The organism is Streptomyces zaehneri, assembly GCF_032248645.1.
Taxonomy (GTDB): domain Bacteria; phylum Actinomycetota; class Actinomycetes; order Streptomycetales; family Streptomycetaceae; genus Streptomyces; species Streptomyces coriariae.
Genome location: NZ_JASTTJ010000011.1, coordinates 243,094 through 255,620 on the forward strand (window position 1 = coordinate 243,094; position 12,527 = coordinate 255,620).

Below are 12,527 nucleotides of genomic sequence, written 5' to 3' on the forward strand. Positions count from 1 at the left end.
GTTGCCGGCTGCGGTCAGTACGACTTGGGCAGGCCGAGGGTCTGGTGGGAGACGTAGTTGAGAATCATCTCCCGGCTCACCGGGGCGATACGAGCCACGCGGGAGGCGGTTATCAGCCTGGCGAGGCCGAACTCGCGCGTGAGGCCGTTGCCGCCGAGGGTGTGCACGGACTGGTCGACCGCCTTCACACAGGCCTCCCCGGCCGCGTACTTGGCCATGTTGGCGGCCTCGCCCGCGCCGACGTCGTCCCCCGCGTCGTACAGCTGGGCCGCCTTCTGCATCATCAGGCGGGCCAGTTCGAGGTCGATGTGGGCCTGCGCGAGGGGGTGCGCGATGGCCTGGTGGGCGCCGATCGGGCTCTTCCAGACGGTGCGGTCGCGCGCGTACTCGATCGCCTTGGAGAGGGCGTGGCGGCCCATGCCGATCGCGAAGGCGGCCGTCATGATGCGCTCGGGGTTGAGTCCGGCGAAGAGCTGGAGCAGGCCCGCGTCCTCGTCGCCGACGAGTGCCTCCGCCGGGAGCCGCACCTCGTCCAGGACGAGCTCGAACTGCTTCTCCACGCTGTCGAGTTCCATGTCGATGCGGCGGCGGGAGAAGCCCTCGGCATCGCGCGGGACGATGAACAGGCAGGGCTTGAGGCTGCCGGTGCGGGCGTCCTCCGTGCGGCCGACGATGAGGGTGGCGTCGGCGATGTCGACGCCGGAGACGAAGACCTTGCGGCCGGTCAGCAGCCAGTCTCCGCTCGCGGGGTCGCGGCGGGCGGTGGTGGTGATGCGGTGGCTGTTGGAGCCGGCGTCGGGTTCCGTGATGCCGAAGGCCATGAGACGGCTGCCGTCGGCCAGGGCGGGCAGCCACTCCCGCTTCTGGGTCTCGGTGCCGAAGCGGGCGATGACCGTGCCGCAGATCGCCGGGGAGACGATCATCATCAGCAGCGGGGCTCCGGCGGCCCCGAGCTCCTCGAGGATCAGGGAGAGCTCGGCGATGCCGCCGCCTCCGCCGCCGTACGCCTCCGGCAGGTTGACGCCGATGTAGCCGAGCTTGGCGGCCTCCTGCCAGAGGCCGCGCCTCGCCGAGTCGTCGGCAGCATCGGACACGGAGCCGGAGGCGGATGCGTGGGCGTGGCTCCTGGCGAAGGACGAGACCGCCTTGCGGAGTGCCTTGTGCTCGTCGGATTCGATCAGCGTGCTCAATGTGGCTCCTTCGTCTGCGGGTTCGTCATGGCCGCTCGCGCTCCACGCGGCGGAGCCGCATGAGGTGCGCCCCACGGCCCCTAGGTCTCCTGCACCACCGCCAGCAGGGTGCCGACCTGCACCTGCTGTCCTGTCGTCACCGGCAGCGCCGTCACCGTCCCGTCCAGCGGGGCCGAAATGACGTGCTGCATCTTCATCGCTTCGAGCCACAGCAGCGGTTCACCGGCCCGGACACTCGATCCGGTGATGAGACCGTCCGCGAGCTTGACGACCGTGCCGGGCATCGGCGCGAGCAGGGAGCCGGGGGCGTGCTGGGCCTCCGGGTCGGGGAAGCGGGGCAGCGCGGTGAGGGCGGCGTCGTTGACGTGGACGCGGTCGCCGTAGCGCGCGACCTCGAAGCGGCGCCGTACGCCGTCGATCTCCAGGACGACCAGGCCGGGGTCGGCGTGCACCACCTGCACCCCGTCTGCCGTGAGGCCGGTCCGGGTGTGGCGGTAGCGGACCTCCGTCTCCTCGCCCGCCGCCGCGTACCGCTTCGTCTGCGGCTGCGACGGCAGGTTGCGCCAGCCGCCCAGCGGCGAGCGGGTGCGCGCGTCCGCGAGGGCGGCTGCCAGCGGAGCGTACGGGTCGGGCTCCGCGACGGTGAGGTCGCCGAGATGCCGGTCGTAGAAGCCGGTGTCCATGCGGGCGGAGGTGAACTCCGCGTGGCGCAGGGAGCGGACCAGCAGGTCGCGGTTGGTGACGGGGCCGTGCAGGACCGTGCGTTCCAGGGCGCCCGCGAGCTTGCGGATGGCCTCCGCGCGCGTGGGGGCGTGGGCGACGACCTTGGCGAGCATCGGGTCGTAGTGGACGCCGATGTCGTCGCCGTCGCCGAAGCCGGTGTCCAGGCGGACGCCCTCGGGGACGGTCAGACGGTGCAGGGTGCCGGTCTGCGGGGTCCAGTCGTTCGCCGGGTCCTCGGCGTAGAGCCGCGCCTCGACGGCGTGGCCACGCGCGCGTGGGGGCTCGGGATCCAGGGCGGCGCCCTCCGCGACCCGGATCTGCTCGGCCACCAGGTCGAGGCCGAAGACGGCCTCCGTGACGGGGTGTTCGACCTGGAGGCGGGTGTTCATCTCCAGGAAGTGCGCGCGGCCGTCGGCGACGAGGAACTCGACGGTGCCGGCGCCGACGTACGAGACGGCCCGCGCGGCACGCACGGCCAGCGCGCGCAGTTCCTGCGCCGTCCGCTCGGACAGGCCCGGCGCCGGTGCCTCCTCGATCACCTTCTGGTGGCGCCGCTGGAGGGAGCAGTCGCGGGTGCCGAGCGCCCACACCGTGCCGTGCGTGTCGGCGAGGATCTGCACCTCGACATGGCGGCCGTTCTCGACGTACGGCTCGACGAACACCTCGCCGTCGCCGAACGCGCTCGCGGCCTCGGCCCGGGCGCCCTCCAGCGCGGCGCCCAGCTCCGTCAGGCGGCGCACGATGCGCATACCGCGCCCGCCACCGCCCGCGGCGGCCTTCACCAGCACCGGCAGGTCGGCCTGCGTCACCTCGTCCGAGGCGAGCGGGGCGAGCCCCATGAGCTGCTTGGCGCGGGTCTTGGACGCCATCGCCTCGATCGCCTCGGGCGGTGGCCCGATCCAGACGAGGCCCGCGTCCAGGACGGCGCGCGCGAAGTCGGCGTTCTCGGAGAGGAAGCCGTAGCCGGGGTGCACGGCGTCCGCGCCCGCGCCGACGGCGGCCTTCACCACGAGGTCGGCACGCAGGTAGGTGTCCGCGGGCACGCTGCCCGGCAGCCGTACGGCCGAGTCCGCCACGCGCGCGTGGAGGGCGCCCGCGTCGGCGTCCGAGTGCACGGCGACGGTGCGGATGCCCGCCTCGCGGCAGGTCCGGAAGACGCGGCAGGCGATCTCGCCGCGGTTGGCCACCAGAACGGAAGTAATCATGAGCCTCACATCCGGAAGACGCCGAAGCCACCCCGCGCTCCCTCGAAGGGCGCGGTGTGGACGGCCGACAGGCACAGGCCGAGAACGGTGCGGGTGTCGCGCGGGTCGATGACACCGTCGTCGTACAGCCGCCCGGACAGGAACATCGGCAGCGACTCGGACTCGATCTGCTGCTCGACCATGGCGCGCAGGGCGGCGTCCGCGTCGTCGTCGTAGGGCAGGCCCTTCGCGGCCGACGACTGCCGGGCGACGATGGACAGGACCCCGGCGAGCTGCTGCGGACCCATCACCGCCGACTTGGCGCTCGGCCAGGCGAAGAGGAACCGGGGGTCGTAGGCGCGCCCGCACATGCCGTAGTGGCCGGCCCCGTACGAGGCGCCCATGAGGACGGACAGGTGCGGGACCTTCGAGTTGGCGACCGCGTTGATCATCATCGCGCCGTGCTTGATGATGCCGCCCTGCTCGTACTCCCTGCCGACCATGTAGCCGGTGGTGTTGTGCAGGAAGAGAAGCGGGATGTCGCGCTGGTTGGCGAGCTGGATGAACTGGGCGGCCTTCTGGGACTCCGCGCTGAAGAGCACGCCCTGGGAGTTGGCCAGGATCCCGACCGGGTAGCCGTGCAGGGTCGCCCAGCCGGTGACGAGGCTCGTCCCGTAGAGGGGCTTGAACTCGTCGAAGTCGGAGGCGTCGACGAGCCGGGCGATCACCTCGCGCGGGTCGAAGGGGGTGCGCAGGTCCCCGGGGACGATGCCCAGGAGTTCGTCCTCGTCGTACTTGGGAGGGACAGCGGGCCCCGGGTCCCGGTACGCCTTGCGGTGGTTGAGGCGGGCCACCACGCGGCGTGCCTGCCGCAGCGCGTCCCGCTCGTCGACGGCGAAGTGGTCGGCGAGGCCGGACACGCGCGCGTGCATCTCCGCGCCGCCCAGTGACTCGTCGTCGCTCTCCTCGCCGGTCGCCATCTTCACCAGGGGCGGCCCGCCGAGGAACACCTTCGCGCGCTCCTTGACCATGATCGCGTGGTCGCTCATGCCGGGGATGTACGCGCCGCCCGCGGTCGAGTTCCCGAAGACGACGGCGACGGTCGGGATCCCGGCGGCGGAGAGCCGGGTCAGGTCGCGGAAGACGGCTCCGCCCGGGATGAAGATCTCCTTCTGCGACGGCAGGTCGGCCCCGCCCGACTCCACCAGGCTGATGAAGGGCAGCCGGTTGGCCAGGGCGATGTCGTTGGCGCGCAGGGCCTTCTTCAGGGACCAGGGGTTGCTGGCGCCCCCGCGCACGGTCGGGTCGTTGGCGGTGATCATGCACTCCACGCCCTCGACGACCCCGATGCCGGTGACGAGGGAGGCGCCCACGGCGTACTCGGGGGCGGCGCTGCCCCAGGCGGCCAGCGGCGACAGCTCCAGGAACGGCGTGTCGGGGTCGAGGAGCAGCTCGATGCGCTCACGGGCGAGGAGCTTGCCGCGCGCGCGGTGCCGGGCGACGTACTTCTCCCCTCCCCCCGCCAGTGCCTTCGCGTGCTCGGTGTCGAGGTCGGCGAGCTTGGCGAGCATGGCCTCGCGGTGCGCGCGGTAGTCGGGGCCCTGGGTGTCCAGGGCGGACGTCAGAGCCGTCACAGGAGGGCCTCCGGGATGTCCAGGTGTCGGGAGCGCAGCCATTCGCCGAGCGCCTTGGCCTGCGGGTCGAAGCGGTGCTGCGCGGCGACCCCGGCGCCGAGGACGCCCTCGACGACGAAGTTCAGGGCGCGCAGCCGGGGCAGCGGGTGACGGGTGACGGTCAGCTCGCGGCTCTCGGGGACGAGCTGCCGGAACCTGTCGGCCGTCAGTTCGTGGGCGAGCCAGCGCCAGGCCTCGTCCGTGCGGGCCCACACCCCCACGTTGGCGTTGCCGCCCTTGTCGCCGCTGCGGGCGCCGGCCACGAGCCCGAGGGGCGCGCGCCGTACGGGTCCGGGAGGCGGCGGATCCGGCAGGTCCGGTTCCGGCACCTCCTCGATTACGAGGGTGCCGCCGGGCGGGGGCGCGGCGACGGGCAGGCGGCGGCCGTCGTGGAGGACGGCGAGATGCTCGACGTCCTCCTGCGGCACGTACGCGGCCTCGAACACCCCGTAGGGGGAGCCCTTCCCGGGCGGCGCGAGCACATGGAAGCCGGGATAGCTGGCCAGCGCCAGCTCCACGGCCGCTCCGCTCAACGCCCGTCCCACGGCGTCCGGTTCGGGGTCGCGCACGACGAGACGCAGCAGTGCGCTCGCGGTCTCCTCGGTGTCGGCGTCGGCCCGGTCGGTCCGGACCAGCTCCCACCGCACCTCAGCGGGACGCGACTTGAGGAAGACCTGCGCCATCTGTTCCCGTACGAGCGCGGCCTTGGCCTCGATGTCCAGTCCGGTGAGCACGAAGACGACCTCGTTGCGGAAGCCGCCGAGGCGGGTGCGGCCGACCTTGAGGGTCGGGGGCGGGGCTTCCCCGCGTACGCCGTCGATCCGCACCCGGTCGGGGCCGTCCTGGGTGAGCCGTACGGTGTCCAGCCGGGCGGTGACGTCGGGGCCGGCGTACCGGGCGCCCGTCGTCTCGTACAGCAGTTGCGCGGTCACCGTGCCGACGTCGACGAAGCCGCCGGTGCCGGGGTGCTTGGTGATGACGCAGCTGCCGTCCTCGTGGATCTCGGCGAGCGGGAAACCGGGCCGCCGCAGGTCACGGCCGCCCTCGGCGAAGAAGGCGTAGTTGCCGCCGGTGGCCTGTGTCCCGCACTCAAGGACGTGTCCGGCGACGACGGCGCCCGCGAGCCGGTCGTACTCCTCGGGCCCCCAGCCGAAGTGGGCGGCGGCCGGGCCGGTGACGAGGGCCGCGTCGGTGACCCGCCCGGTGACGACGATCTCCGCGCCCTCGCGCAGACACGCGGCGATGCCGGAGCCGCCGAGATAGGCATGGGCGGTGAGGCTGCCCGGATACCGGGCGCCGAGGTCGTCGCCCTCGACGTGCGCGACGCGCACCGGGATGCCGAGCCGGTCGGCCAACTGCCTTACCGCGTCGGCGAGTCCGGCCGGGTTGAGGCCTCCGGCGTTGGTGACGACCCGTACGCCGCGGTCGTGGGCGAGGCCGAGGGACTCCTCCAGTTGCCGGAGGAAGGTGCGGGCGTACCCGCCTGCGGGGTTCTTCAGCCGGTCACGGCCGAGGATCAGCATGGTCAGTTCGGCGAGGTAGTCGCCGGTGACGACGTCGAGGTCGCCGCCGGTGAGCATGTCGCGCAGGGCGTCGAAGCGGTCGCCGTAGAAGCCGGACGCGTTGCCTATCCGCAAGGCCGTCACCGGACGGCTCCCTTCGGCGTACGGCCGCCACCGGGCGGGCCAGCGAAGGCCTGGGCGACGTCCAGCCAGCGGTCGGCGTCGGGGCCCTCGGCGCGCAGGGCGAGGTCGGCGCGGTGGGCGCGCTGGGTGACCAGGAGGCAGAAGTCGAGGGCGGAGCCGGTGACGCGGTCGGTGGCGTCCTCGGGGCCGTACGTCCACAGCGCGCCGGACGGGCCGCGCAGCTCCACGCGGAACTCCTCGAACGGGATGGGCAGTCCGTGCACGCCGAAGGCGAAGTCCCGGGTGCGGACGCCGAGGCGGACGATGTGCCGGAGCCGGTCGGTGGGCGCGGGCGTCTCGCCCAGCGCGTCGGCCACGTCCCGGCCGTGGGCCCAGGTCTCCATGAGCCGCGCGGTGGCCATGGAGGCGGCCGACATGGGCGGGCCGTACCAGGGGAAACGCGCTCCCACGGGGGCCGCCCGCAGGGCGTCCGCCAGGGCCTCGCGCCCGGCCCGCCAGTCCGCGAGCAACCGCTCGGGCGGCTTCGCGGCCCCCTCCCGAGCGCCGTTGTCGACGAAGTCCCCGGGCGCGGCGAGCGCCTTCTCGACCTCGCGGGAGAACGCGTCCTGGTCGGTCACGGCCAGCGCGGAGGAGTGATCGGTCCAGGCGAGGTGCGCGATCTGGTGGGCGACGGTCCAACCGGGCGCGGGGGTCGGGAGCGTCCACCGCTCGGGACTCAACTCGGCCACCAGCCGGTCGAGTTCGTCGCTTTCGGCACGGAGATCGTCGAGCACGGGCGTCGGGTCGGCCATGGGGTGGAGCATGGCAGCGGGCCAAGAAACAATCAAGCATGCTTGCATGAATTCCCCCGGTGGCCCGCGCGGCGCGGAGACCGAGCCGGCCTTCGACGAGACCGAGGACCACCTCGACGCCGGCGGCCCGGGGTTCGCGCGGACTTAAGGGCACGCGCAGGACAGGGCGACCGGCGCTCACGGGAGCACACGCCTTGTCGCCGCGCTGGTCAGTCGGCGGCCACGGGTTTCGGCAGGGCGCCCGGACGCGTACCGGAATCGGCCGGCCGCCGTCGTTCCTCGCACCTGCCCAGCGCCGCGAGGATCAGGGTCACGGTGACCGATCCGGCCGCCATGAGTGTCATCGCGGCGGCCGGGGAGGTCAGCTGGGCCAGCGTGCTCGCGAGGACAGCGCCGACGCCCTGGAGAGCGGCCATGCCGGTGACATGCAGGCCGAGAGCCTGGCCCGCGAGGTCGTCGGGCGTGAGGGACATCAGACGTTCCTGGAGGACCAGGCTCGCGGCGAAGCCGACGGAGGCGACGGTGACGGCCACGGCCGACAGCGCCACTCCGGGCCGCAGGACGAAGAACAGGTACGGAACCGCCAGCAGCAGGCGCAGCGGGGTCGCGAGACGGGGGCGCGAGGTGGGCGGCACCAGGCGGCCCACCGCCATGTCGCCCACGAACATGCCCAGCGCCCCGAACGCGTACAGCATCCCGGCGGCCTGGGGGGCGTAGGGGACGTAGAGCGAATCGCTCCCGACGATCAGGCCATTGGGGACCCACAGGCCCAGGTACGTGAGGCGGCGGGGGCGTGAGGACCACAGGAGGGCGTTGGTGCGCCAGGTCGCCGCGACGGAAGGGCGGCCCGAGGAGCGAGGCGGGCGGGCCGTGAACCCCAGGCGGGTGACGAAGGCCGACATCACGTACAGCGCCGCCGCGAGGAGCAGGCAGGTCCGTGGGGACAGGAGCGTCAGCAGTACGCCGCCCGTCGCGAAACCGGCCATCTGCACCAGTCCCCAGAGCATGTTGAACACCGAACGGCCCAAGACATAGCCGTCCTTGGACAGGATCTCGTTCAGCAGTCCCCCGCGCACTCCTCCACCCAGCGACGCGACCAGTCCCTGCAGGAGGACGACGGCGAAGAGCGCCCGGACCGGCAGGCCCGGCAGCGCCGTCACCGCCGTGCCGGCCGCGAAGGCGAGGGCGAGGCCGGTCAGGACCGCGCGCGGGGGCAGGCGGTCGGCGCCCGAAAGCAGGAACACGCCCCCCAGCAACTGCGCGAGCTGCGGGCCGAACATGCTCACCGCCGACAGGAACGGGGAGCCGGTTGCCCGGAAGACCAGCGTGCCGAGAGCCAGGCCGCCGATCGTCTGCGCTGCGGCGAAAGCGACGAAGGAGAGCAGGAACGGAGTGAACTCCGGCGTGCGGAACAGGGAGCGGTAGCTGCGCATGCATCGAAGTTTCGGAGCAGCCGGGGACCCCTGTTCACCGTTTCGCCGAGACACGAAACGTCGGCTGCACTTCCGGACGGTGGCCGGGCGGGTGCTTGCGGATGGTGCCCGTCAGGCCTCCGGGACCGCCGGCCTCGGTCGCCCCACCTGCGTCCGGACCGCGCCCATGCTCGCCGCGACGACCAGGGCGATCGCGGCCGCCTGGATCGTGGTCAGGGCCTGGTCGAGGATGAGGAAGCCCGCGGTGGCGGCGACGGCCGGTTCCAGACTCATCAGGATCGCGAAGGTGGAGGCGGGCATCCGGCGCAGGGCGAGGAGTTCGAGGGTGTAGGGCAGGACCGAGGAGAGCAGGGCCACCGCCGCCCCCAGGCCCAGCGTCACCGGGTCGGCCAGTCTGCTGCCCGACTCGGCGAGGCCGAGGGGGAGGAAGAGCAGGGCGCCCACCGCCATCGCCAGCGCCAGGCCGTCCGCCTGCGGGAAACGGCGGCCGGTGCGGGCGCTGAAGACGATGTACGCCGCCCACATGGCCCCCGCCCCCAGCGCGAAGGCGACACCCACCAGGTCGAGGCCGCCACCCAGCCCCCCACTGTCCCCGCCGTGGCCGCCGCCCCCGCTGAGCAGGAAGACGCCCGCGAGGGCCAGGCCGGCCCAGACCAGGTTCAGCGCGCGGCGCGAGACCACGACCGACAGCGCGAGCGGGCCGAGGACCTCCAGCGTCACCGCCGCGCCCAGCGGGATGCGGTCCACCGCCTGGTAGAAGAGGCCGTTCATCGCGGCCATCGTGACGCCGAAGACGACGACCGTGCCCCAGTCGGTGCGGGAGTGGCCGCGCAGCCGGGGCCGGCAGATCACCAGCAGGACCACCGCCGCCACCAGCAGTCGCAGCGCCACCACACCCAGGGCGCCTGCCCTCGGCATCAGCGTCACCGCCAGCGCGCCGCCGAACTGCACCGAGACGCCTCCGGCGAGCACGAGGCCGACCGGGCCGAGGGCGCCCAGCCGGCCCGGGGCCCCGGGGGCGCCGGTCGCTGCGACGGTGGGGGCGTGCTGGGGTGTGGCGGCGGTGCCGGGGGCAGTCACGGGCGGTCCTGGGGCTCGGCTCGAGGTGCGTACATCACGCTGCACTGTCAAGTCCAGGGTAATGGACTCGGTCAGGCGTGTGAACCCGTTATGCCACTGTCTCGGGCTGTGAGACGTCAGCCGCCCTGGACGCGGAGCAGGCTGCCAGCGGCTACCTGCGCGCTATCGGCGCGCCATGTAGAGGTCCAGCGCCCGGTGCAGCAGCTTGTTGAGCGGGAAGTCCCACTCGCCCAGGTACTCCACGGCCTGGCCGCCCGTGCCCACCTTGAAGCGGAGCAGACCGAGCAGGTGGTTGGACTCCTCCAGGGTGTCGGTGATCCCCCTCAGGTCGTAGACGGCGGCGCCCAGTTCATGGGCGTCGGCCATCATGCGCCACTGCATGGCGTTGTTCGGCTGGACCTCGCGCCGGCGGCCGGTGGAGGCGCCGTAGGAGTACCAGACGTGCTCGCCGACGGTCAGCATGGTCGCGGCGGCGAGGACCTCCCCGTCGTGGTGGGCGAGGTAGAGCCGCATACGGTCGGGATGTTCGGCGTTCAGCGCGCTCCACATACGCCGGAAGTAGGACAGGGGGCGCGGGATGAATCGGTCGCGTTCGGCGGTCTCGGTGTACAGCCCGTAGAACGCCGGGAGGTCCTCCGCCCCGCCCCGGACGACCTTCACGCCCGCCTTCTCGGCCTTCTTGATGTTGCGCCGCCACTGCTGGTTGAGGCCGCTGTGGACGTCCTCCAGCGTGCGTCCGGCGAACGGGACCTGGAAGACGTAGCGGGGCTGACCGGCCGCGAAGCCGTCCTCGCCGCCCGGCTCGGTCTGCTGCCAGCCGGCACGGCGCAGCCGGTCGGCGACCTCGAAGGCGCTCGGCTCGTACGAGCTCGCCTCGGCGTCCCGCAGCCGGTGGGCGCCCGGGTCGGCGATGGCCGCCTTGACCGCGTCGGCGCTCCAGCGCCGTACGACGACGGGCGGGCCCATCTTCACCGAGAACGCCCCCCGCGCCTTCAGCCACGCGAGCATCGGCTCCAGCCAGCGCTCGGCCAGATCCGGCGCGTGCCAGTCGACGAGCGGCCCCTCGGGCAGATACGCCAGGTACTTCCGCAGCCTCGGCAGCGGCCGGAGCAGCACCAGTCCCACTCCCACGAGCGCACCCGTCCCGTCGGTCCAGCCCAGGCTCTCCGCCCGCCAGTCCGGCTTCACGTCGCCCCACGACGGGATCTGCATATGGCTGGCGGAAGGTCGGGCCGCGACGAACGCCAGGTGCTCGTCGCGGGTGATGGACTGGACGCGCAGACTCATACGCGGGACTCCTTCGAGTTCTCGTTCGAATCGCCCGTTCGCATCGCCGGGCGACCGTCCCGGTCAGCGTAGGAGTCGGCCCCGCCCATCCGGGGCTCAGCCACGCCCGCCACCGCCCGGCGCAGGCCACCGCGTCCCTCAGGGCTGCCGCAGCGCTCCCTCAGGGCCCCGCAGGGCCCTCAGCGCTCCTTTCGGCGCGTCCGTCCGTCGTCCTCCAGACGCTCTGCCAGTACCTCCGCGAGGTGTCTCCCCCTGGTCCCCGCCAGCTGCTCCAGTTGGGTGCGGCAGGAGAAGCCGTCCGCCAGGACCACCGCTCCCTCGGGGGCGTCCCGCACGGCCGGCAGGAGCTGCTCCCGCGCGCACGCCGCCGACACCTCGAAGTGACCCTCCTCGAAGCCGAAGTTGCCGGCGAGGCCGCAGCACCCGCCGCTCAGGTCGCCGGTGAGACCCGCGGCCTCGCGCAGCCGCCGCTCGGCCGCGTCGCCCAGCACCGCGTGCTGGTGGCAGTGGGTCTGACCGACCGCCGGACGGTCCAGCCGGGGCGGGGTCCAGTCGGGCGCGTGCCGCTCCAGGGCCTGCGCGAAGGTGAGGACACGGGCGGCGAGGCGGGCCGCGCGCGGGTCGTCGTGCAACAGCTCGGGCAGGTCGGTGCGCAGGGCGGCCGCGCAGCTCGGCTCCAGGACGACGACCGGCGCGGCCGTCTCCAGCACCGGCTCCATCAGGTCGAGCGTGCGGCGCAGCACCACGCGCGCGTGGTCGAGCTGGCCGGTGGAGACGTACGTGAGCCCGCAGCAGACCCGGCCCCGGCGGGCGGTCAGCAGCGCGGCCGCGCTCCTCGACCGGCCGTCGCCCACCGGCCGGCCCCGCATCCGCAGGGTCGGCGGCAGCGCCACCCGCAGACCCGCCGCCTCCAGGACCCGCACGGCGGCGTGGCCCACGGACGGCGAGAGGTGCTCGGTGAAGGTGTCGGGCCACAGGACGACCAGGTCACCCCCGTGCCCCGGCCCGGGGACGGGGGCAGCGGCGGGTTCCCTGCGCCGCCACCACCGGCTGAACGTCTCCCGCGCCAGCCGCGGGATGTCCCGCTCGGCCGCGATCCCGCCCAGCCGCTTGGCGACGCCCGCCGCCGGGCCGACCGAAGCGAGCGCGTTGAGCGGGCCGGCCGCCCGCAGCCGGCTCGCCCACCGCAGCCACACCGGCAGCCACCCCATGCTGTAGTGGGCGGCCGGACGCCGGCGGCCCTCGTAGTGGTGATGCAGGAACTCCGCCTTGTAGGTGGCCATGTCGACCTCGACGGGGCAGTCGGAGCGGCAGCCCTTGCAGGACAGGCACAGGTCGAGCGCGTCCCGTACCTCCGTGGAGCGCCAGCCGTCGGTCACCAGCTCACCGGCCAGCATCTCGTGCAGCAGCCGGGCACGCCCGCGCGTGGAGTGCTCCTCCCGGCCCGTGGCACGGAACGACGGGCACATCACCCCCGCCCCCGCCCCCGCCCCGGGCCCCGCCCCCCACCCCGCCCCCGG

9 protein-coding genes are annotated in these 12,527 nt (G+C 73.5%); all 9 read right to left on the reverse strand.

Going from position 1 to position 12,527, the window contains the following annotated elements; all coding sequences use genetic code 11:
• Positions 1 to 14: 14 nt before the first annotated feature.
• On the reverse strand, positions 15 to 1,190 hold the full coding sequence (locus QQM72_RS20535) for an acyl-CoA dehydrogenase family protein (RefSeq protein WP_314222319.1): 1,176 nt from the start codon (positions 1,188 to 1,190) through the stop codon (positions 15 to 17).
• A gap of 80 nt (positions 1,191 to 1,270) precedes the next feature.
• The gene (locus QQM72_RS20540) at positions 1,271 to 3,118 is read right to left on the reverse strand and encodes an acetyl/propionyl/methylcrotonyl-CoA carboxylase subunit alpha (RefSeq protein WP_314222320.1); all 1,848 of its coding nucleotides are present in this window, start codon (positions 3,116 to 3,118) and stop codon (positions 1,271 to 1,273) included.
• A gap of 5 nt (positions 3,119 to 3,123) precedes the next feature.
• Entirely contained in the window at positions 3,124 to 4,731 is a 1,608-nt protein-coding gene (locus QQM72_RS20545; RefSeq protein ID WP_314222321.1) for an acyl-CoA carboxylase subunit beta, read from the reverse strand.
• On the reverse strand, positions 4,728 to 6,416 hold the full coding sequence (locus tag QQM72_RS20550) for an acyclic terpene utilization AtuA family protein (RefSeq protein WP_314222322.1): 1,689 nt from the start codon (positions 6,414 to 6,416) through the stop codon (positions 4,728 to 4,730). Before QQM72_RS20550 ends, QQM72_RS20545 begins: the two co-directional genes overlap by 4 nt.
• Positions 6,413 to 7,207 carry a TIGR03084 family metal-binding protein gene (locus tag QQM72_RS20555; RefSeq protein ID WP_314222323.1) on the reverse strand — a complete coding sequence of 265 codons (795 nt, stop codon included), beginning with the start codon at positions 7,205 to 7,207 and terminating at the stop codon, positions 6,413 to 6,415. The genes QQM72_RS20550 and QQM72_RS20555 overlap by 4 nt, the downstream gene beginning before the upstream one ends.
• A gap of 209 nt (positions 7,208 to 7,416) precedes the next feature.
• The gene (locus QQM72_RS20560) at positions 7,417 to 8,640 is read right to left on the reverse strand and encodes an MFS transporter (RefSeq protein WP_314222324.1); all 1,224 of its coding nucleotides are present in this window, start codon (positions 8,638 to 8,640) and stop codon (positions 7,417 to 7,419) included.
• Between the two features lie 111 nt (positions 8,641 to 8,751).
• The gene (locus QQM72_RS20565) at positions 8,752 to 9,720 is read right to left on the reverse strand and encodes an EamA family transporter (RefSeq protein ID WP_314222325.1); all 969 of its coding nucleotides are present in this window, start codon (positions 9,718 to 9,720) and stop codon (positions 8,752 to 8,754) included.
• A 162-nt stretch (positions 9,721 to 9,882) separates the two neighbouring features.
• On the reverse strand, positions 9,883 to 11,007 hold the full coding sequence (locus QQM72_RS20570; RefSeq protein ID WP_314222326.1) for a lipid II:glycine glycyltransferase FemX: 1,125 nt from the start codon (positions 11,005 to 11,007) through the stop codon (positions 9,883 to 9,885).
• 179 nt (positions 11,008 to 11,186) lie between these two features.
• A partial coding sequence (locus QQM72_RS20575; protein ID WP_314222327.1) for a (Fe-S)-binding protein occupies positions 11,187 to 12,527 on the reverse strand: 1,341 nt, incomplete at its 5' end.

Bases quoted from the DNA above. Each gene is read 5' to 3' on its own strand.
- QQM72_RS20560 (WP_314222324.1), bottom strand. From the start codon at position 8,640: ATGCGCAGCTACCGCTCCCTGTTCCGCACGCCGGAGTTCACTCCGTTC.
- QQM72_RS20540 (WP_314222320.1), bottom strand. From the start codon at position 3,118: ATGATTACTTCCGTTCTGGTGGCCAACCGCGGCGAGATCGCCTGCCGC.
- QQM72_RS20555 (WP_314222323.1), bottom strand. From the start codon at position 7,207: ATGGCCGACCCGACGCCCGTGCTCGACGATCTCCGTGCCGAAAGCGAC.
- QQM72_RS20570 (WP_314222326.1), bottom strand. From the start codon at position 11,007: ATGAGTCTGCGCGTCCAGTCCATCACCCGCGACGAGCACCTGGCGTTC.